Origin of the sequence: Pseudohoeflea suaedae (assembly GCF_004354915.1) — a bacterium.
Lineage (GTDB): Bacteria > Pseudomonadota > Alphaproteobacteria > Rhizobiales > Rhizobiaceae > Pseudohoeflea > Pseudohoeflea suaedae.
Genome location: NZ_SMSI01000001.1, coordinates 803,001 through 823,517, shown reverse-complemented (window position 1 = coordinate 823,517; position 20,517 = coordinate 803,001). Strand labels below are relative to the sequence as shown.

At 61.9% G+C, this 20,517-nt stretch carries 22 protein-coding genes; 6 read left to right on the top strand and 16 right to left on the bottom strand.

Annotated elements, in window-relative coordinates; genetic code table 11:
* Positions 1-41: 41 nt before the first annotated feature.
* Genes E2A64_RS03840 through E2A64_RS03825 form a run of 4 tightly spaced genes read right to left on the bottom strand, consistent with a single transcriptional unit; the run spans position 42 to position 3,567 of the window.
* The gene (locus E2A64_RS03840) at positions 42-605 is read right to left on the bottom strand and encodes a flagellar protein (protein ID WP_133283093.1); all 564 of its coding nucleotides are present in this window, start codon (positions 603-605) and stop codon (positions 42-44) included.
* A 6-nt stretch (positions 606-611) separates the two neighbouring features.
* Positions 612-2,039 (bottom strand): flagellar protein export ATPase FliI, encoded by a 1,428-nt coding sequence (gene fliI / locus E2A64_RS03835; protein ID WP_133283092.1) that lies wholly within the window; start codon positions 2,037-2,039, stop codon positions 612-614.
* Positions 2,040-2,059: 20 nt separating this feature from the next.
* Entirely contained in the window at positions 2,060-2,785 is a 726-nt protein-coding gene (gene flgF / locus E2A64_RS03830; protein WP_133283091.1) for a flagellar basal-body rod protein FlgF, read from the bottom strand.
* Complete coding sequence (locus E2A64_RS03825) at positions 2,785-3,567, bottom strand: DUF1217 domain-containing protein (protein WP_133283090.1); 783 nt, start codon at positions 3,565-3,567, stop codon at positions 2,785-2,787. The genes flgF and E2A64_RS03825 overlap by 1 nt, the downstream gene beginning before the upstream one ends.
* A 199-nt stretch (positions 3,568-3,766) precedes the next feature.
* Between E2A64_RS03825 and motA the strand changes: the two genes are divergently transcribed.
* The 6 genes from motA to E2A64_RS03795 are packed head-to-tail and all read left to right on the top strand — an operon-like array spanning position 3,767 to position 9,007.
* Positions 3,767-4,645: a flagellar motor stator protein MotA gene (gene motA / locus E2A64_RS03820; RefSeq protein ID WP_133283089.1), complete on the top strand. Its 879-nt coding sequence runs from the start codon at positions 3,767-3,769 to the stop codon at positions 4,643-4,645.
* A 1-nt stretch (position 4,646) separates the two neighbouring features.
* On the top strand, positions 4,647-5,684 hold the full coding sequence (locus E2A64_RS03815; RefSeq protein ID WP_133283088.1) for a FliM/FliN family flagellar motor switch protein: 1,038 nt from the start codon (positions 4,647-4,649) through the stop codon (positions 5,682-5,684).
* Positions 5,685-5,737: 53 nt separating this feature from the next.
* The gene (gene fliN / locus E2A64_RS03810) at positions 5,738-6,403 is read left to right on the top strand and encodes a flagellar motor switch protein FliN (RefSeq protein WP_133283087.1); all 666 of its coding nucleotides are present in this window, start codon (positions 5,738-5,740) and stop codon (positions 6,401-6,403) included.
* A 1-nt stretch (position 6,404) separates the two neighbouring features.
* Positions 6,405-7,442, top strand: coding sequence for a flagellar motor switch protein FliG (locus tag E2A64_RS03805; RefSeq protein WP_133283086.1), 1,038 nt, complete (start codon positions 6,405-6,407; stop codon positions 7,440-7,442).
* A gap of 18 nt (positions 7,443-7,460) precedes the next feature.
* On the top strand, positions 7,461-8,552 hold the full coding sequence (flhB, locus tag E2A64_RS03800) for a flagellar biosynthesis protein FlhB (protein ID WP_133283085.1): 1,092 nt from the start codon (positions 7,461-7,463) through the stop codon (positions 8,550-8,552).
* Positions 8,549-9,007: a hypothetical protein gene (locus E2A64_RS03795; RefSeq protein WP_133283084.1), complete on the top strand. Its 459-nt coding sequence runs from the start codon at positions 8,549-8,551 to the stop codon at positions 9,005-9,007. Before flhB ends, E2A64_RS03795 begins: the two co-directional genes overlap by 4 nt.
* Before the next feature lie 12 nt (positions 9,008-9,019).
* On the opposite strand, the gene E2A64_RS03790 is transcribed toward E2A64_RS03795, so the two are convergent.
* The 12 genes from E2A64_RS03790 to E2A64_RS03735 form a co-directional block, all read right to left on the bottom strand.
* Positions 9,020-9,748 (bottom strand): response regulator transcription factor, encoded by a 729-nt coding sequence (locus tag E2A64_RS03790; RefSeq protein ID WP_133283083.1) that lies wholly within the window; start codon positions 9,746-9,748, stop codon positions 9,020-9,022.
* 9 nt (positions 9,749-9,757) lie between these two features.
* Positions 9,758-10,444 (bottom strand): transcriptional regulator VisN, encoded by a 687-nt coding sequence (visN, locus tag E2A64_RS03785; RefSeq protein WP_133283082.1) that lies wholly within the window; start codon positions 10,442-10,444, stop codon positions 9,758-9,760.
* Positions 10,445-10,746: 302 nt separating this feature from the next.
* The gene (gene fliF, locus E2A64_RS03780) at positions 10,747-12,447 is read right to left on the bottom strand and encodes a flagellar basal-body MS-ring/collar protein FliF (RefSeq protein WP_133283081.1); all 1,701 of its coding nucleotides are present in this window, start codon (positions 12,445-12,447) and stop codon (positions 10,747-10,749) included.
* Positions 12,448-12,556: 109 nt separating this feature from the next.
* Entirely contained in the window at positions 12,557-12,946 is a 390-nt protein-coding gene (locus E2A64_RS03775) for a hypothetical protein (RefSeq protein ID WP_133283080.1), read from the bottom strand.
* 13 nt (positions 12,947-12,959) lie between these two features.
* On the bottom strand, positions 12,960-13,520 hold the full coding sequence (gene cheD / locus E2A64_RS03770; RefSeq protein ID WP_133283079.1) for a chemoreceptor glutamine deamidase CheD: 561 nt from the start codon (positions 13,518-13,520) through the stop codon (positions 12,960-12,962).
* Positions 13,517-13,906, bottom strand: coding sequence for a response regulator (locus E2A64_RS03765; protein WP_133283078.1), 390 nt, complete (start codon positions 13,904-13,906; stop codon positions 13,517-13,519). Before E2A64_RS03765 ends, cheD begins: the two co-directional genes overlap by 4 nt.
* The gene (locus E2A64_RS03760; RefSeq protein WP_133283077.1) at positions 13,907-14,956 is read right to left on the bottom strand and encodes a protein-glutamate methylesterase/protein-glutamine glutaminase; all 1,050 of its coding nucleotides are present in this window, start codon (positions 14,954-14,956) and stop codon (positions 13,907-13,909) included.
* Entirely contained in the window at positions 14,953-15,840 is an 888-nt protein-coding gene (locus tag E2A64_RS03755) for a protein-glutamate O-methyltransferase (RefSeq protein ID WP_133284245.1), read from the bottom strand. Before E2A64_RS03755 ends, E2A64_RS03760 begins: the two co-directional genes overlap by 4 nt.
* Positions 15,841-15,875: 35 nt before the next feature.
* A complete protein-coding gene (locus E2A64_RS03750) occupies positions 15,876-18,200 on the bottom strand; it encodes a chemotaxis protein CheA (RefSeq protein WP_133283076.1) in 2,325 nt (774 codons plus the stop codon).
* Between the two features lie 13 nt (positions 18,201-18,213).
* Positions 18,214-18,579: a response regulator gene (locus E2A64_RS03745; protein WP_133284244.1), complete on the bottom strand. Its 366-nt coding sequence runs from the start codon at positions 18,577-18,579 to the stop codon at positions 18,214-18,216.
* A complete protein-coding gene (locus tag E2A64_RS03740; RefSeq protein WP_133283075.1) occupies positions 18,579-18,875 on the bottom strand; it encodes an STAS domain-containing protein in 297 nt (98 codons plus the stop codon). Before E2A64_RS03740 ends, E2A64_RS03745 begins: the two co-directional genes overlap by 1 nt.
* 25 nt (positions 18,876-18,900) lie before the next feature.
* Positions 18,901-20,418, bottom strand: a complete 1,518-nt coding sequence (locus E2A64_RS03735; protein WP_133283074.1) for a methyl-accepting chemotaxis protein — start codon at positions 20,416-20,418, stop codon at positions 18,901-18,903.
* Between the last annotated feature and the right edge of the window lie 99 nt (positions 20,419-20,517).

Sequence of the window (20,517 nt, the reverse complement as noted above, 5' to 3'; positions counted from 1 at the left end):
GTGTAACTTGCGGCTTCGTCCGCCGCGGCTGTCGCGTCCGGCTATTCGCCGACTTCATCGCCATTCGAGGTGATGAGGACCCATTTTCCGTCACGCTCCTCCATCGCCGTGAGGATGGAGTTGTCCGGCAGCGGAGAGCCCACCTGGATGAGATACATGCCCGAGCGATCCTCGATGAGCGCGCGGCCGTTGGCGACGTGAAGGAGCTGGTAGCTCGGCGCGCCTGGAAAATCCTGGTCGAGAGAGGCGTTGACGGCATCGGACGTCAGGCCGCCGCCTTCCGCGGCATCGCCGACCGTCGCGGTGGTGATCGGATCGAAGAGCTTTTCGGCGGACATGGTGCCGCTGTCTCCATCGGTCAGGGCGAGCGGAGAGATCGAATTGATCTGCATGGCCGGCTTCTCGGGGAGGTCGCGGTTCTCGTCCCAGGGCATGACGGTGATGTCGAAACGGTCCTGGTTGAAGAAAACGAACCATGGAAAGAGCGCGGCCGCCGCAGCCAGCGCGAAGCCCGAGAAAACGAGCACGCGGTCACCGCTGCTGCGCCTGTCGAAAAGCCGCCCGGCCTCGTCCACGGCCCCGGCCTTTGCCCCCAAGTCTGACATCCCCGCCTAGCCTTTCCTGTCCTTTTGCCCCGCAGCGGCCGCTATCCCCGCAGCCTGCTTCATTGCTTCCGCAAGTTCCCCGAATGCGTCTGGGCTCGGAGGATCGTCCGGGCCCTGTCTGAGTATCTCGTAGATCACCGGCGTCTGCTTGACCGCCATGTCCAGCTCGGCGTCCGTTCCGGCGCGGTATCCGCCGATCAGTCTGAGGTCCGAGGTTTCCTCGAACTTGTGAATGAGCGCCTTGAGCCTGAGCGCGAGCTTCTCCTCGTCGCCCTTCCACGCCTTACGCGCCAGACGCGAGATCGAGGTGAGCGGATTGACCGGCGGGTAACGCCCCTCGTCCGCCAGCCTCCGGTCGAGGACCAGATGCCCGTCCAGAATGCCGCGGGCGGCGTCGGCTACCGGGTCATTGTGATTGTCGCCGTCCACAAGCACGGAAACGATCGCAGTGATGGCCCCCGTTCCTTCCTGTCCCGGCCCCGCCCGTTCGAGAAGGCCGGGAAGCGCGGTGAAGACCGAAGCCGGATAGCCGCGCGCGACAGGCGGCTCGCCGGACGCCATGCCGACCTCGCGCAGCGCATGCGCATAACGCGTCAGGCTATCGACCACGAGAAGCACGTTTTCGCCCTTGTCGCGGAAGTGCTCGGCGATCGTCATGGCGGTCAGCGGCGCCATCCGGCGCAACATCGGGCTCTCGTCGCTGGTCGCCACGACTGCGACCGTCTTCTTCATGTTCTCGCCGAGAGTATCCTCGATGAATTCCCGGACCTCGCGGCCGCGTTCGCCGACGAGGGCGATGACCGCACGGTCGAAATCGGCGGCACGCGCAAACATGGACAGGAGCGTCGACTTGCCGACACCGGACCCGGCGAAAACGCCCATGCGCTGCCCGCGGCAGAGCGGCGCGAAGATATCGACGACCTTCACCCCGGTGCGGATGGCAGTTGTCACACGATCGCGCTTCATCGACTGCGGCGGGGCGGCGTCGAGAGGGCGTTCGGACACGCCCTTGCATAGCGGACCGAGCCCGTCGACCGGCTCGCCGAGCGCATTGATCGTGCGACCGCACCAGCTTTCGTCGGGCGACAGCATGAAAGGACCGCGCCGCCACACCCGTTCACCGATGGAGGCTGCCGCCTCGCCCGCGGTTCCCTCGATCGGGCAGACGATCGCCTCCTGAGGATCGAGGCGGACGACTTCAGCCAGCCTGCGCTTGGGGCCACTGCGGAATTCGACGAGATCGCCCAGGCGCAGGTGGCGCGACAGGCCGGCGATCGTGTAACGGCCGGCTGCGGCGGCCGTTACCTTGCCGGAAATCTCGATGGCATTGTCGGGGCGGGAGAAATGGGAAATGCGGGATGCGAGTGTGGCGAGGCCGGAGGCGGAGGAGGACTCCGTTCCCGTCTCCAGTCGCGTCTGCTTCTGAAGTCCCATGGCCTCCCCCGAACGGTTCATCAGCGCCCGTTACCGAGCGTCTTGATGGCTTCCTTGAGGGTTTCCTCGGTATCGCGCATCATGATCGAGGAATTCTCGAACGCGCGAGAGACCATGATGAGCTGGGTCATCTCGGAAACCGGATTGACGTTGGATTCTTCGAGGAAGCCCTGCGTCACGCCGATATCGGTACGATCGACAACCGGTTCCGGCTGGTCGGCGGTGATGATGCCGAGCGAGCCGGCGCGGACAAAACCGGCGTTCACGTCGGCGGTGTAGAGGCCGATCTGTGCGACACGCGCATTGTTCTGATAGATACCGCCATCCTTGCCGACCTTCGGTGCATCCGCGTTCGGATTGAGCTGGATGGGGGCGCCACCGACGTCGAGCACCGGATAGCCATCGACGTTGACCAGTTCCCCGGCAGGCGAAAGATTGAACCTTCCGTCGCGGGTCAGAACGTTGCCATTGGGCGTTTCGAGCTGAAACCAGCCATCTCCGGAAATGGCGAAATCGAAGGGATTGCCGGTCTTTGCGAAGCCGCCATTCATGGTCGAGAGGAACTCGTTGCCCTCGTTGACATAGGAGACATCGGCCGCGCCGAGGTCCTGCACCACTTCGTCGAACTTGATCTCGGTCGCCCGGAAGCCGGTCGTGTTGGCATTGGCGACGTTGTCGGCGATCGTGTTCAGCCGGCGTTCGAGCGCAAGCTGCGACGACAGTCCGACATAGAGCGAGGTCTGCATCAGCGGCCTCCGAGTTTCAGGTTGTTGAGCGTGAGCATCAGGTCGGGCGAAATGTCGAAACCCGACGAGGACGACATCAAGAGGCTGGACGTCCCGAGGCTGCTGGAACTGTTTTCAAGATCCCACATGATGGTGAATCGCTGCAGGAAGGTGCCGAGCTTTTCCGGGTCCTGAAAATCGCCGAGGTCCAGCTTGTCCTCGAGATACGCCGCCTGCTTGTCGATGTCGCCTGCGGCAAAGGCGTCGGAGAGGCCAAGCACGGTTCGCACCACGCGGTACAACGCCTCGTCGGCCATGATCGAGAAGGCGGACGTCAAGTCGGATGCATTGCGTTCGAAGTAGAGCGCCAGCCGGACACCTGTATCGTCGGTACCGGCTTCCTCCTCGAGCGTCTGGCGCATGTACATGTCCACCGCACCCTGCTGGGCGCGGGTGAACACCGTGGCGGTTTCGCCGTAGCGGTTGAAGTTGAAAGCCTCGGCGAATGCCTTGTACTTGTTGTCGGAGAGCTGGTTGGCGAAAGCGTCGTCGTTGTCGATGCCTTCCGTCAACACCTTGCGCATGAAGGCCTTGGCATAGGTCATGTCCTCGAGCCCGAAGGCCTTCATCGCGTAGGTGTAGATGCGGTCATCGGACATGAAATCGTCGATCGACTTGATGTCGCCGATTCTGGACAAATAGTATTCGGTCTCGCGCTGCACCTGAGGCTGCTGCGAAATCCGTTCGATCGACCGGTCTATATCCGCGGTGATCAGCCGATAATTCGTATAGGTCGTCGTCACGCCTTTTACCTCCGCCGCCAAATTGGAGCTGCCACTTCATGCAGCCGGACTCCCCACAGTCGGCATGTTCCAGAATAAGGCAAAAGTCTTGCGCGAGGCTGATCGTTTAAAGTCTATGGTTACGAGAGTGTAGGATTCAGCTTCACACAAGGCTGGCGACGTACTCAAAGAGACGCAATTTGGATAGGCGGTCTCTGGCATGAATATCATCATCGGCCTCGTGATCACGCTGGGCTGCATTCTCGGCGGCTACATGGCGATGGGCGGACATCTCGACGTCCTCATGCAACCCTTCGAGCTCGTCATCATCGGCGGCGCTGCGATCGGCGGCTTCATCATGTCGAACCCGATCAAGACCATCAAGGATACCGGCAAGGCACTCGGCGAGGCCTTCAAGCACGCGGTCCCGAAAGAGCGGCAATATCTCGACACGCTCTCGATCCTCTACATGCTGATGCGCGACCTGCGCACGCGCTCGCGTAACGAGATCGAAGCCCATATCGACAATCCGGAAGAAAGCGAGCTGTTCCAGGCTGCACCGACGGTACTGAAAAACAAGGAACTGACCGCATTCATCTGCGATTATGTGCGTCTGATCATCATCGGCAATGCCCGTCCGCACGAGATCGAGGCGCTGATGGAGGAAGAGATCCAGACGATCTCGGCCGACAAGCTCAAGACCTACAACGCCATGTCGGTGATGTCGGAATCCTGCCCGGCCATCGGCATCGTGGCGGCCGTTCTCGGGGTCATCAAGGCAATGGGCGCCATCAATGAATCGCCGGAAGTCCTGGGCGGCAAGATCGGCGCGGCGCTCGTGGGCACGATGCTCGGCATCTTCCTGTCCTATTCGATCTTCACGCCGATCGCCAACAACATCAAGGTGGTCCGTACCAAGCAGAACCGCCTCTACACGATCGTCAAGCAGACCCTGATCGCCTACATGAACGGCTCGGTTCCGCAGGTGGCGCTCGAGCATGGCCGCAAGACCATCTCCGCCTACGAGCGCCCCTCCATCGATGCGGTCGAGCAGGAGATGATGAACCCGGGCGGTGGCAGCGACGCCAAGGCGGCTTGACATGAGCGAGACCGAAGACACCACGGTTGAGGAGCCGATCGCCGGAGCGACGGAAGCCGCGACGCAAATGGCTTCCGAAAGCGTCGGGCCTGCATCCAATGCGGCTCCACGCCGTCCGGCTGCCCTTCCCGCAAGCCTGGTGGATCGAATGGTCGGCCGGCTCGGCACTTCAAGCCAGATGCACGAACGCGGCGTGATGTTCCAGCAGGCACTCGGGCCTGCGCTCGAGGAAATGCTGCAGCTCTCCACCGGTCTCGAAATCGATGTCCGCCCCGGCAAGATCCGCATGGGACGCCGTCGCGAACTCTGGGCGGAACTCATAGACGGCTCCGTCTACTGCACCGGCCATGTGCGCAAATGGGCCGATGAGGTAAGCTATTTCTGTGGCGCGCCACTGGTCATAGGACTGGTCGAGTGCCTGTTGGGCGGCGCGGACCCCGAGACGATCGAGGCCGTCACCCGCCCCTTGTCGGCCATCGAGCTCGACATGTCGCTGGTGATATTCGAGAATCTGAGCGACGTCGTGGCATCGGCTGTGAGCCAGGCCGGCGAACCCCTGAAGGCAAACGTCGACGCGCCTTCAGCGGTGGTACCGGAAGAGATCGATGATCCCGCACCCGATTGTCACGCCGCGGCCATCGGCTTCGAGATCGAGTTCGCGGGCAGCTCGACCGTTGCCTATTTCATCGCGCCTCAGGAGCAGCTTCTCAAGACGAAGCCGGTCAAGCGCGCCACCATCAAGGACGACGAAGCCAAGGCGCAGAGCGACTGGCGCGAGCGACTGAGCAAACGTGTCGTGCGCTCCGATGTGAGGCTCGAGGCACGCATTGCGCTCGACCAGATGCGCCTGGCCGACATCAGCCGGCTTCAGCCCGGCGACGTGCTGGCGTTCCCCGAGGAGACCGGTGCACGGGTCATTCTGGGGGGAAATGGCAAGGACATCTACAATTGCGCCCTGGGGCGGACCGGTCAGCGCTACATGGTTCGCATCGAGGACCCCACGGGTGTTGATGAGAACTGGCGCGCCGCCTTTACCTGAACAGTTTTGCCCCAGCGCAGGGTCCGGGCAAGCTTGAGATCGGATAAGTAGCCATGGCCAAAGAGAACCCACTCGACGATTTCCCCGATACTTCCCCGCTCCGCGGAGAGGAAACCGATATCGACCAGCAGGTCGACGGGCTTCGCGGTGTGTTGAAGAAGGACGCGGGAGAACTTCCAATCGTGGATGACGACAGTGCAGGCGGCGCCAACATGGCGGATTTCGGGAGCGACTTCGGTAGCGATTTTGCCGCCGAGCCGGAGGCCAGCGGCCTGAATGATCCCTTCGGCCTCGAGGATAGCGGCGCCGAAGCCGACTTCCCGGCCCCCGGTGGCGATTTCGGCGGCGACTTCGGTGCCGGCACCGGAGGTTTCGGTGGCGGGGCGAATGCATTCGGAGGCGATTTCGGCGCGGCCGAGACGTCTCACCCCGCGCAGAAGCTCGGCCCCACGGGTGAAGCCACCCGGGCCGATGTGGTGCTCGACATTCCGGTCGACGTCCAGATCATCCTCGGGACCAGCCGCATGTCCGTTTCCTCGCTGATGGACCTCTCGGAAGGCGCGACGATCGCGCTCGACCGCAAGATCGGCGAACCCGTCGAGATCACCGTCAACGGCAAGCTTATCGGCCGCGGTGAGATTACCGTTCTCGAAACCGACGAAACCCGCTTCGGCGTTCGGATGATCGAAGTTTACGGCGCGCCTGCCAAGAAGGACTGACATGATGGAAGCCTACGCCCCCGGTGCACTTGAAGCCCCGCTGAGCCCGCCGGAAAAGGCGGCCGCGGTTCTCCTGGCCATGGGCAAGCCGGTGGCGGGCAAGCTGCTGAAGTTCTTCGAGCAGGACGAACTGCAGACCATCATCAAGAAGGCACAGGCGCTGCGCACCATCCCGCCGCAGGAGCTTATCGAACTCGTCAACGAATTCGAGGACCTGTTCAGCGAAGGCGCCGGCCTGATGGACAATGCCAAGGCGATGGAAGGCATTCTCGAAGAAGGCCTGACGCCGGACGAGGTTGACGGCCTGCTCGGCCGCCGCACGCAATTCCAGGCATTCGAACAGACCATCTGGGAAAGGCTGCAGGACAGCGACCCCGACATGATCGGCGCCTTCCTCGCCAAGGAACATCCGCAGACGGCGGCCTACATCGTTTCCATGCTTCCCTCTGCCTTTGCCGGCAAGACGCTGATGAAGCTGCCCGATGAAGTCCGCGCGACCATCCTGCACCGCGCCGTCAACATGAAGAACGTCAATCCGCGCGCCGCCGAGATCATCGAGCGCCGGGTCGAGGAACTCGTCGCCACGATCGATGCGGAGAAGGGATCCGCCGGTACCGCGAAGGTTGCAGAGATCATGAACGAACTCTCGAAGCCGGAAGTCGACACCCTTCTCGGCCAGCTCGAGACCGTCAGCAAGAAGGATGTCGAAAAGGTTCGTCCACGCATCTTCCTCTTCGACGATATCCGCCTCATGCCGCAGCGCAGCCGCTCGACGCTGTTCAACGACATTTCGGGCGAAGTCATCACCATGGCTCTTCGCGGAGCGGAGATGGAACTGAGCGAAGCCATTCTCTCGGCGATCGGCGCACGCCAGCGCCGCATGATCGAATCGGATCTCGCGGCAGGGGACCAGGGCATCAATCCGCGCGAGATCGCCGTTGCCCGACGCACCATCACTCAGGAAGCCATTCGTCTGGCGGGTCAGAATCAGCTAAGCCTGCGCGAAGAAAACACGGCCCAGACGCAAGAGGCGGCTTGATCAGCAAGCCGGTAGGCCATGGCTGACAGTCCCGACAAGGACTCCAAAACAGAGCAACCGACCGAGAAGAAGATCCGCGACGCGGTGGACAAGGGCAATGTGCCCTTCTCCCGCGAGGTGCCGATTTTCGCGTCTCTGCTCGCCATCCTATTCTACACCGTCTTCATCCTGCCCGATGCTGCGGGATCGCTGTCCGAGCAGCTCAAGGACGTGTTTTCCAAGGCCGACGACTTCCGGCTGGACAATGGCGGCGACGCCATGGCGCTGTTCCAGCAGCTCTTCCTGATGGCGGGCGGCGTCCTGCTGCCGGCCTTCGCCCTGTTCATGGTGTTCGGCCTGGCGGCATCGGTCTTTCAGAACATGCCGAGCCCGGTGCTCGATCGCATTCAGCCGAAACTGGAGCGCATTTCACCGCTGGGCGGCTTCAAGCGCATCTTCGGCCCCAAGGGATTGGTGGAATTCGGCAAATCGCTGATAAAGATCCTGGTGGTTTCGGCCATTATCGGCGTCGTGCTGCGCGGCGACTATTTCGGCGTGCTCGCCGACATGTTTTCAGATCCCCGCGGCATTGCGCCCGAAATGGCACGTCTCGGGATCAAGATCATCACCGTCGTCCTGATCGCCACGCTCGTCATCGCCGTCGCTGACGTCTTCTGGACCCGCTACACCTGGCATACCGACCTGATGATGACCAAGCAGGAGATCAAGGACGAGGTCAAGCAATCGGACGGCGACCCGATCCTGAAGGCGCGCCAACGCTCCCTCGCCCGCGATCGCGCCCGCAAGCGCATGATGACCCAGGTGCCGCGCGCCACACTGGTGATCGCGAACCCGACCCATTATGCCATCGCACTGCGCTATGTGGCCGGGCAGGACGGCGCGCCCATGGTCGTCGCCAAGGGACAGGACCTGATTGCCCTGAAAATCAGGCAGATAGCGGAGGAGAACGGAATTCCTGTTTTTGAAGATCCCCCGCTCGCCCGATCCATGTTTGCGCAAGTCTCGGTCGATAACTTCATTCCCACGGAGTTCTACAAAGCCGTCGCGGAGCTTGTGCACCGCGTTTATCAGTTGAAGTCGAAACCCATGAGTATGAGCGGGCCAAGATGAAGCCAACCTACCCCTCCCGGGACCGTGAAAAGATCGTAGCCGATGCCATCTGGCCCGTTGCGAGCGAATTGCGGATGATCGATGTTGTGGATCTGATTTCCATGCTTCGCTTCGAGCGTTACGCCAATCTGGCGGACATCGTGGCGACCGCGGCGGAGCTTTATTATCTGCCGGACACCGTGAAGCTCGGGATCGGCGGCGACTACAAGCTCGACTGGGATACGGCTGCGAAAGTCGTTCTCGACCTCGAACTGCGGCCGATCGGCGTGACCATCTATGTCCGCCTGACGCTCGAGCACGACAAGGCAGGCGTCGAGATCGCCCATATCGTCTTTGATCAACCGGACGAAGATCCCGACGTCAATACGGCGTTTCTGGAAGCTGCCCTTGCAACGGCGGCCTACCGCCCGCTGCCCGAGGCAATGAGTGCGGAAAGCCGCCCGGAAGCGGCCTGAGACAATCCTTGTCTAGCTGATCAGGCCAAGGCGGATCGCCTTGGCGATCGCCTGGATGCGGTTGACCGCATCGAGCTTGGAGGTTGCCGAGCCGAGATAGGCGTTGACGGTATGGACGGACAGGCCGAGGCGATCACCTATCGCTTCGCTCTTGAGACCGTCGCCGACAAGTTGCAGGCACTCGATCTCACGCTCGCTCAGAAGCTCCGAGGTCGTCAGGGTGCCGAACTCGAGCTTGAGTGCGTCCCGCATGAGGCCGATGGCTTTGCGGTGCAGGTCGAGGCAAAGATTGACGTTCATCTCCACCCGTACGTCGAACAGAATGACGTAACCGTTGCCCATGGCGCCGAGCTGGACGGGGAATGCCAGGCCGAAAGCACCGTTCGGCGGACGCCTGTTTGCGTGATCGGGTCCGGCGAGCAGACAGGGCTCGATGCCGTCGGCATTGAAATGCAACGGCATCGGCGACTTCCACAGGTGCGAAATAAGAACCTCGCCATGGGCCTTGAGAAGCGCCTGCAGGCCGTCAGCGTCCTTATCCCCGGCGCTGTGCATCCTCACAGTCAGGTTGCGCGGGCTCAGCGCCGTCTGCGCATTCACGGACAGAACGGCGAATGCAGCAGCATCGGCGGCATGCTGGAGCGCATTCGCCTTGGGATAGAGATCCGACAATGCCGTGCCGAACTTCCTGGGCTCAGTTACAGTGAAAGATGTTTCGATGGTTTCGGAGAATGCCGCCATGCCAAGCCCTCAAATGATCTGGTTTCGCACACCGAATGCAACGGCTTCCGAACGGGTTCGTGCGCCAGTCTTGTTCATGATGGACGTGATGTAGTTGTTCACCGTGTTGCGCGAAATGCCGATGATCAGCGCGATCTCGTCGCTGGTCTTGCCCTCACCGATCCACGACAGGCACTCGATCTCACGCTCGGTGAGATCGGCCGAGCGGTCCGAACGGCCGCAATCGCCGGGAAATCCTGCTGCGAAATAGGAGATCGCCACCGCTGAATCGCGAAGCCGGTCCTGGGAAAGATACAGTCCGTCATCGAAGAGCAGCATCAACAGCATCCGCGCTTCGCCGGCATTGAAAGGAATGATGCAGACCCGGCGGGACAGTCCGGTCGGGATGACGACATCCTCCGGCATATCGTGGAAGGTCGGTTCGAAGGCACCGAGGCAGCGCCGGAACTCGCTGCTTCTGGAATGAGAACTGATGAGGGAGGTACCGAGAGAACGGACCAGATCAAACGGCCAGTCGGACGTCACGATCGTATCCATGTGGGCATCGGAATACTGGTCAAACCGCGCCACCAGAAAATGGCGTGCCCCAGCATAATCGCGAATCAATTCCAATCCGGAATGCCATCCGCTGTCGCTCAGCTCGTACAAAGACCCCAGGAAGGTCCCGCGCGTCACTATGATCACCCCTTGCCGCATTCACCGCGCCACAAACGCGGGAAAATTCCGTCCATCCAGACAACCGTATCAGCCAGTGGCCTGCGAAATCTCCTCCCTTTCGCGATACGTAAAAATAACGTGCCTTGACCACTGGTATATGCAGATTCGCGAAATCCTACAAAAATTAAATCGCTTGTATGTGGGTATTTACAAGTGGAAAAATTTAAGAGTGGCCTGAAAAACACTCAAGTCACAGAAATGCGCAGCTAATTAGGAAGTGCGCCTGAACCGCCTCATACTGTGGTTATCCCCAGATTTCAGTAAAGGGGCAGCTCAGACGTTCAGGCGGCGTCCGCGCTTGCCCACTGACGAAGTATCTTGGCCGCGCGTTCCTCGTTGATCTCGACCATGCGCGCCAGTCTGCGCTCCGGACCTTCCTTGATCCGGCGACTGGAAACCTCGTTCTCTTCCAGTTCGAAACCACCGACGCCCTCGTTCGGGTCGAAGCCGAAGTCCGCGCCGAAGCCTTCCATCGACATGCCGCCAGCACCGCCCTCTGCCCCCATTGCGGCGGGGCTGAAGTCCGGCAATTCGAGACCGAGATCGTCGCCGTCCAGTTCGTTCTCGGCTGCCGCCTTGCGTCCGACCGCGGTTCCGAGAAGCGGACGGAAGCCGAAGAAGACGAGCAAAGCTGCGACGGCAACAAAGGCGATCGCGTTGATGATCGTGCCGATCTGGGCCTGAAGCGCATCCATGAAACCTGGCTGGGCCGTATCGGCCGTCAGCAATTCGCTGGCAAGAAACTCCATCGTGGTGATGGAAGCGGTGTCGCCTCGATCCTGATCGAGCCCCGCGGCGGTGTCGACGATCTGACGAAGCTCGGCGATATAGGCGTTGATCTGGGCATCGCTGGGCTGACCGCCGAGCATGCCCGCCACGCGGGCCTTGTTGACCACCACGGCAATGGAAAGCTTTTCGACCGAATAGCTGTTGCGCACGGTATTGATGGTCTTCTGGTTGATCTCGTAGTTGGTCTGTTCTTCCTTGCGCTCGGCCTGATCGCTCGATTTCGGACCGGCCGCACTGGCAGCGGGAGCCTGGTCGGGAATGTTCTGCTCGACGGTTGCGGGCGCCTGACTGGACGACTGGTTCGACTGCTGGTTCTCGCGGGTGACGCGCGTGGAACGCTCGACACGCGATTCGGGATCGAAGATCGTTTCCTGGATCTGCTGGCTGTCGGTATTGACGGCAGCCGTCACGCTGGTGCGGAAATTCTCGACGCCGAGGAAGGGCGCGAGCGCGCGATCGATATTGTCCTGCACCTCGTTCTGGACGAGCTGGACGATCGACATGGAGCGGTTGAGATTGGAATTGGAGAAGTCGTCGCCCGAAGCAAGCAGCTTGCCGGTGGCGTCGAGGACGGTAACTTCATCCACGGTCAGACCCGGTACGGACGATGCGACGAGGTGGCGGATTGAATCGGCGGCACGATTGGCGGTCGCATTGTTGGTGCGCACCATGACGGAAGCCGACGGCTTCTGTTCGCCGCGACGGAAGTTGCCACGGTCGGCAAGAACGATGTGGACGCGGGCGGCGGAGATGCCGTTGATCGATTGAATCGTGCGCGCGATCTCGCCTTCCAGCGCACGGACGCGCGTGACCTCCTGCATGAAGCTGGTCAGGCCCAACGAGCCGACCTGGTCGAAGAGTTCGTAGCCCGACGTGGTGGAAGACGGCAAGCCGCGCTCGGCAAGCAGCATGCGGGCGCGTCCGGTCATGCCGGCGGGAACGGTGATGGACGTTCCGTCGGTGCCGGTGGAGAAATCAATGTTGGCTTCGGCAAGAACCTGGGAGATCTGGGCGATATCTTCGCCGGACAGGCCGATATAGAGCGTTTCACGGGTCGGTTTGTTCAGGAACATGCCGGCGACCACGATCAACGCGATTGCCGCCGCCCCCACGGCGCCCAGTCCGATCAGTCTTGCCTGGCCCAGCCCTGCAAGGTTTTTCCCGATTTGTGTTAGCTGGTCGAACAGATTCATTCTGTACCCACGCTGCCCGTAAGAGTTCCAGGCTCCCAATGCCCTTTCGGCACACTAGAAGCTGAAACTTGCGCGAAGGTGTTCGAAGATTGCTCGCCGCCGTCCGGCGTCAGAAGAAGTCCAGATCGCCCGAGGCCAGCTGATAGGTCTCAGCCGACTGCTTGGTGTCGACGGCCGCACGCAGCCGCATCTTCATGTCCGACAGCGTCACCAGATTGAGCGCGGTGGTTATGTCGACCAGATGGCTGACATCCAGCTCGTCGCTGACGCTGTCGAGAAATGCGGCGAGCCCCCGGGACTTCTGAACCGCGAGATCGATGCCCTGCAACAGGCGCATGTGCTCGGGCGATTCGAGATATTCGTCGGACTGAGCGTCCGACAGCATCGGCTCGAGCTGCTCGATGAGCTTCGCCACGTCCCGCAACTCGGTGCTGACTCTTCCGATGACATCGAAAAGGGGCTCGTGCGAGAACTGGGATGTTCCCTTTCCAGTAGCCATTGTACGAACCTCTCTAGAAAAATTCGATCGACGTTTCCGCCGACTTCCGGACTTCCGGCTTGGGAGCGGACTGCTCCTCCGCCACGGTCTTCCGCGTTTCCGCACCTGTGAGTGGAATCTGGCGTGCCCGGCCGCTGACCGGCCAATATTCCAGTTTCCTTCCGTTGTCGCCGCCTACGTTGATCCCGACAATCTTGATGCCTTCATCCTTCAGGAACTGCTGGGCGAAGGCCGCATTCTGTTCGCCGATGTTGGAAAAGGATGCGATGGTCTTGGCGCCGCCGATGATCTTGGCTTCCAGCCGGTCACGGCGCGCGCCGGCCTTCAGCAGACCGTTGATCAGAAGCTCCATCAGGTGAACGCCGTAGCGACTGGCCTCAGAGCCCGTCGCCCCGCTCCCGACACTTCCCGGGAGAAGAAAGTGATTCAGCCCGCCAACCCCTGCGACGGGGTCACGCATACAGGCGGCCACACAGGAACCAAGGATGGTGCAGAGCACGACATCCGGATCGCTGGAAACCTTGTATTCGCCCTGTATGACGTGAATTCGTCGCGTTGACGGATCATGGATCACTTGAGCGCTCCAAACACGGCTTCGATAGCCGCCTGCATCTTCGGGATGGTGAAAGGCTTGGCCAATACGTTGTTGGCGCCCAGCGCCGCCGCTTTTTGCACCAGAGCGCGATCGCCCTGCGCGGTCAGCATGATGAACGCCGCGCGCTTGGTTGCCGGATTGGAACGCACTGCCTCGAGCAATCCGAGACCGTCCATCTTCGGCATGTTGAAATCCGAGATCACGAGATGATGGGGCTGCTGGGCCATGATCTTCATGCCCTGTTCGCCGTCACCCGCGACCGTGATCTGCTTGAAGCCGAGCTGCTGCAGCGCATCGCCGAGAAGCAAACGGCTTGTGACCTGATCGTCTACGATCAATACCTTGATTTTTTCTGCAATAGACATTTACGCGACCCTATCCTTGCGTGTGGTGGTGGAGCGGAGAATCTCCTCCCCGATATCGTTCAGAGGCACTTGGGTCCCGACCGCACCCATTTCGTACGCAACGCGAGGCATTCCGTAGACCACGCAGGTCTTTTCGTCCTGACCGATGGTCGTTGCACCGGCTTGCCGCATGTTGAGAAGTCCGCGCGCGCCGTCGCGCCCCATTCCCGTGAGAATCACTCCGACCGACCGGCTGCCGGCCAGACTGGCGACCGAATCGAACAGCACATCGACCGACGGACGATGACCGTTGACGGGATCGCTTTCGATCAGCCGGCAGGAGGGAGCCGAAGCGTTACTCACTTCGAGATGATGATCGCCGCCGGGCGCGAGATAGATGCGGCCGATTTCCAGCCTGTCGCCGTTCTCGGCTTCCTTGACCTTCGGCTTGCACAGGCGGTCGAGCCGCTGCGCGAAGCTTTTCGTGAAGGCTGCGGGCATGTGCTGCGTGATCACCGTCGGCGGGCAGTTTTCCGGAAACTTCGACACGACCTGGATCAGCGCCTCGACCCCGCCGGTGGATGCGCCGATGGCGATGATCTTGCGCGAAGGAGCATACTGAAACGCCGCAGAGGTGCGCGTCTCCATCACCGGCGCAGGTGCGGCCGTGTGTTTGTGGCGTTGCGAACGGGCAGCAGCCTTTACCGTCTCGATCAGCCCGACGAAGGGCGCGGGGTCTCCCGGAACCGGCTTGCCCACGCAATCGAAGGCACCGATCTCGAGCGCGGCAAGTGTTGCCTCGGCACCCCGATGGGTCAGCGTCGAGACCATGATGACAGGCATCGGCCGAAGCGTCATGATCTTTTCGAGAAACTCGAGGCCGTTCATGTTCGGCATCTCGACATCGAGGGTAACGACATCGGGATTGAGCTGCTTGATGGCCGCCCGCGCCTCCATCGCGTCACCGGCCTCGCCGACGACCTCGATATGCGGATCACTCGAGAGCACGCCGCGGATCAGGCCGCGCATGGTCGGGGAATCGTCAACAACAAGTACGCGTGCCATCGTCATTTCCGCGCTCCTCCCCGATAGCGGTAAGTGGTGATGCCGACATTGTCGAACCAGTCCTTCGCGTCGCCCCAGAGACGCTCGGAATGACCGATATAGAGATGGCCGGAAACAGCGAGCATCTCGGCGTAGCGTGTCCAGATGCGGGCCTGCGTGGGCTCGTCGAAATAGATCACGACGTTGCGGCAGAAAATGACATCGAACGGCCCCTTGAACGGCCAGGGCTGCATGAGGTTGAGTTCGCGGTAGGTGATGAGCGCCTTGACCTTCGCATCGACGGCAAAGCCGCCCTCGGCAGAACGCTTGAAGAAATTGTGCCTCATGCCGGGTTCGACGGCTTCGATCGCAGCCTCGTCGTAGATGCCGTTCTGCGCCTTGTGCAGGATCTTCGGATCGATATCGGTGGCCAGGATCTTGAAGTCGTGATTGGCGACGTCCGGGAACGACTTCAGAACGGTCAGGGCGATCGAGTACGGCTCGGAACCGTCGGAACAGCCCGCCGACCAGATACGGACCCGGCCACCGGCCTTGGCGCGCGCTATCAGCTCGGGCAACACCGTCTTTTCGAGGTGATCGAAATGGTGGCTCTCTCGGAAGAACTTGGTGAAATTGGTCGTCAGCGCGGACAGCATCTCCCGGCGTTCGGCCGCCCCCTCTTCAGCGGCGACGAAACGGCAGTATTCGCTGAAGGCCGCGAAGCCCAGCCGACGCAGACGCTTCGACAAACGCGAATAGACGAGCGACGCCTTGCTGTCGTTGAGGGAAATCCCGGCATCGGCATGGATCATGGCGGCAATATCCGCCAAATCCTTCCGGGTCATCGGGAATTCCCCGCTGACCACGCATTCTTCCTGTTTCCCGCTAGGGGCAACCACACTGGTGTTCATCGGCATCGACTTTCCTGATGGTCGCGACCGGCATGCTAGCCAGCAGCCGCGAGCGACATCTCTCCACGCATTGACTGTCCCCGCGACGCCGCCACCACGGAATCCACATCCAGAATGAGAGCGACACGCCCGTCACCGAGGATGGTTGCGGCCGCAATGCCCGGCACGCTCGTGTAATTTGCCTCCAAAGACTTAATGACTACCTGACGCTGGCCCTGAATTGCATCGACCATGAGCGCGCGCTGCCCGCCGCCCTCGCTCTCGACGAGGAGCGCCACGCCCTCGACCGGATCGGCATAATGCGGACGGAAGCGCAGGATGTGGCCCACATCGACGAGCGGGCAGAACGTATCGCGGATTGCGATGAGACGCTGGTTGGAGCCGAAGGAATGGATGTCCTGCTTCTCGGGCTGCAACGTCTCGACGATCGCGGTCAGCGGAACGACCAGCGTCTGGCCGGCAACAGTGACCACCATGCCGTCAAGGACGGCGAGGGTGAGCGGCAGGCTCATCGTGAAGATCGAGCCCTTGCCCGGCGTCGAGGTAATGTTGATACGACCGCCCAGCGACTGGATCGAACGCTTGACCACGTCCATGCCGACCCCGCGACCGGAAATGTCGGAGAGTTTCTCCGCCGTCGAGAAGCCCGGATGGAAGATCAGGTTGTCGATCTCTTCGTCCGGCAGGTTCTGCTCCGCCGTGATCAGGCCGTTGTCGATCGCCTTCTGGCGCACCCGTTCGCGGTTGATGCCGGCGCCATCATCGGCGATTTCGATGACGATGCGGCCTGAACGGTGCTTTGCCGAAAGCCGGAGAACGCCTTCCCTGCTCTTGCCGATGGCCTCACGTTTTTCGGGCGTCTCCAGACCGTGATCGACCGCATTGCGGATCATGTGGGTGAGCGGCTCGGCGAGCTTGTCGATGACCGTCTTGTCGACCTCGGTGTTTTCCCCTTCGGTGACGAGACGAACGGTCTTGCCGGTCATGTCGGCAATTTCGCGAACGATACGCGACATGCGCTGGAACACCGGCTTGACCGGTTGGGCGCGGATCGCCATGACCGAATCCTGGATCTCGCGGGTAAGCTGCTGCAGCTCATCGAGACCCAGATTGATGGCGGAGGCACCGCCGGTTTCATTCTCGACGACACTCTGGGCCAGCATGGCCTGGTTGATCACCAGCTCGCCCACGAGGTTGATGAGGCGGTCGACGCGATCGAGATCGACGCGGATTGTCTGCGGAGCGGCCGGTACGGCAGCGACGGCGGCCGCCTTCTGCTTTTCCGCGTTTGCGGCGATTGCGGCCGTTGCTGCCGGCAGTTCAGGCGCAGGCTGCCCGGCGTCGGCAGGTTCCCCCGATGCCGCCGTGACCTGCGCAATATCGGTCTCGGCAGGTGCTGCGGCTTCAGCGGCGGCAGGCTCGTCGTCGAGAAGGGACAGATCGAACGGCACCACGGCCATCGGAGCGTCTTCCGGCTCTTCGACCGCGGCCGTTTCCGGCATTTCCACGCCCGGCTCCCCGGCGGTGACTTCCAGCTGGCAGTCCCATTCGGCGAATTCGAAGACGGAGCGGATCTCGTCTTCCGCGGAGTTGGTCGATATCTCGATCAACCAGGCGAGGTAGGCGCCTTCAGGATCGAGCTTGTCGATTGCGGGAAGACCGTCCGTTTCGCACCGCACCCGCATTTCGCCGAGCTTGGCGAGATCGCGCAGAAGCAGCACCGTTTCGTTGCCGTTGGCGTAAAGATCCGAGCGCGGCTTGAACCTGACTGTGAACTTGTTGCTGTAGCTTTCGGAACCGGTCGTCTCGACGGGCGCGGAAACGTCGCCCTCCTCGTCCGAGAAGTCGTCGAAGGAGAACGGTACCGGCTGAAAGCCGCTCTCGTCGGTCGGCTCGGAGACCGGCTCCGCTGATGCGACCACCGGAGGCGGCGCCGCTGCCGCGGGAGCGGCTGCGACCGGGGCGGCGGGCAGCGCTTCGCCCTTCGCAAGCGCTTCGAGTTCCTTGGCCAGAACGGCGGTTCTTTCCGCCTCCACCGATCCGCCTTCGCGCGCTGCGGCGGTCAGATCCGCCAGCACGTCAGCCGAGCGAAGCATGACCTTCAGGACATCCTGCGTCGGCTCCAGCGTCTGGGATCGAACGCAATCAAGCGTGGTCTCGAAGACATGGGCGAAGCCGACCAGATCATCCAGGCCGAAAGCACCCGCCCCGCCCTTGATGGAGTGAACGGCTCGGAAAACGGCGTTGACCGTCTCGATATCCGTATCACCATCGTTGAGAGCGAGCAGACCCGATTCCAGTTCGGCGAGTTGCTCCTCGCACTCCTGGAAGAAGATCTCCTTGATTTCGTTCATGTCCATAGCAGCTGTCCTGTCAGGCGGTAACACGCTCGATCGCGGCAATCAGTTTTGTGGGGTCGAACGGCTTGACGATCCAGCCGGTGGCCCCGGCCTCGCGTGCGCGGTTCTTCTTCTCCGGATCGCTCTCGGTGGTGAGAACGAGGATCGGAATGGCCCGGTACCGGTCGTTACGCCGTACGCCTTCGATGAAGCCGAAGCCATCGAGCCGGGGCATGTTGATATCGGTGACGATCACGTCGGGATCGGATTCCTCGAGAACCTCGAGACCTTCCACGCCATCCTCGGCCTGCACCGTTTCGAAACCCGCATTGTTGAGGGTGACGAGCAGCATGTTGCGGATGGTGCGGGAGTCATCCACCGTCAGAACTTTCTTCTTCATCATATGATCTCCATTGGAACGACAGATTCATCCGTCACCCCGAGAAGCTGAAGAGTTCTCGCGAATGTTTCGGATGACTGGTTGACCGAAAACGCACGGCCTGCACGACGCCAACTCTCTGCCGCTGAAAGCAGAACCTGTATGCACTGCGCACCGACCCGCGAAACCTCCGACGCGTCGACTGCGATATTCTTCTCCTGAAGCGTGAGCACCTGCTCATGCAACCTGCTTGCGGCCGGCAAATCCAGAACCGCCGGCAGCTTCAGCACATGCGGTGCCTCATCTGCGCTCGTCATTGGCTCCTCCAAGTTTCAACAACGTTCATCCTGCCAGTCTCCGACCGGCAATCTCGACATGCTCGAACGTGCGGCATGAGCGGATGCGCGCACCAAGATCCGCGATGATCGCGCCAAGGTCGCCGGCGCCTTCCGCGACGGTTTCCGCGCGCCTCGATTCGTTGCCGACCCGGTTGCCCGCCACGCCGATCTGCTGTGCGGCGCCTTCGATTTCGCTGGCATGGCTGAGGCCGGATGCCCCGACACCGCTCACCGCATCGTTGATCCGTTCGACCTGGGCCACGAGGTCGGAAATGACCGAGCGCGTATTGCCCACCAGTTCGACGCCCCGACCGACCTGCGTCTTCGTTCCGGCAACCAGTTCCTTGATCTCGCTGGCGGCACCCGCCGAGCGTTGCGCCAGAGCGCGGACTTCCTGGGCCACGACGGCGAAGCCGCGACCGGCATCGCCGGCACGCGCCGCCTCGATACCGGCGTTCAGAGCCAGGAGATTGGTCTGGAATGCGATCTCGTCGATCACGCCGATGATCTTGCCGATTTCCTCGGCCGATGTTTCAACCCCAGCCATCGCATCGATGGCACGGGCAACGACACGGTCGCTTTCCTCGGCGCTCGTACGAGCGACCGCGATGACATCCTCGGCGCTCCTGGCGCCTTCGGCCGCGCGGCGAATGTCGCGGGCGATTTCCGAAAGGCGCTCGCCTCCCGACACGAGATCGTCGGCGGTCTCATCCAGGCCGGCGCGAACGTTCGCCGCTTCCCGCGAGAGCTCCCCGAGCCGCGACGCCGCGCCCTCGGCCCCCTCGCCCGTGTCCTCGAGCATCGAGGTCAGGTGATCGATCATCGCATTGAAGCGGTCGGCCAGGTCCGAGTGCGGCCCGGCGTCCCCGGCTTGCACCCGCTCGTCGAGGTGGCCTTCGGCCAGCGCATCGATCACACGGCCAAAGCTTTCGGCCACGCGTGCATGCGCCTGTTCGAGGTCGATCCGGTGCGCCTCGTCGCGCTGGCGCAGTTCTTCGCCCAGGCGGTGGGTGAACTGGACATCGATGTCGAGCAATACAGCCTTGACCGCAGCGATGACGTTATCGGCGAATTCCGCGCGGTCGCGTCCGTTCGAGAACAGGCTGAAACGGCTGGAGCTCTTGAGGGCCAGCTTGCGGATGACAGCCTCGAGAACCATTGCATGCCCGCCGATGGACCAGCCTGGCTCGAGACCGATGCGCTGGCGGACATCGCCGAGGATAACCGAGCGGTCCGCATACAGGCTGTCGAAGCGAGCATCGGCGAGGATCGACCAGTGAGAGACTTCCAGTTCCTGCAGACGATCGATCTGGCGGGACGAGGAGAAAAGACGCGTGGTATCGGGCTGGACTTCGAGTTTGCGGAAATAGTCGGTAAGCGCGCTGCGAGCCTCTGCTTCGACCAGCGGACGCATGGCGCTCAGACGTGCGCGATCGGAATCGTTCATCCCGATCAGGCCGAGGCGCGATTGAAGCCCGGCAAAAGCCGCCGGATCCCGCGCCGTCTGGTTGGCTTGCGTCACGTCGTCCCCCGTTTCCGCTCCGTACCGCGTGAATCGCGGGCAGAGCCGCTTCCCGAATGCGGAGACGATCCACACCGGGTGCGCTTCTCAGAACTGCTG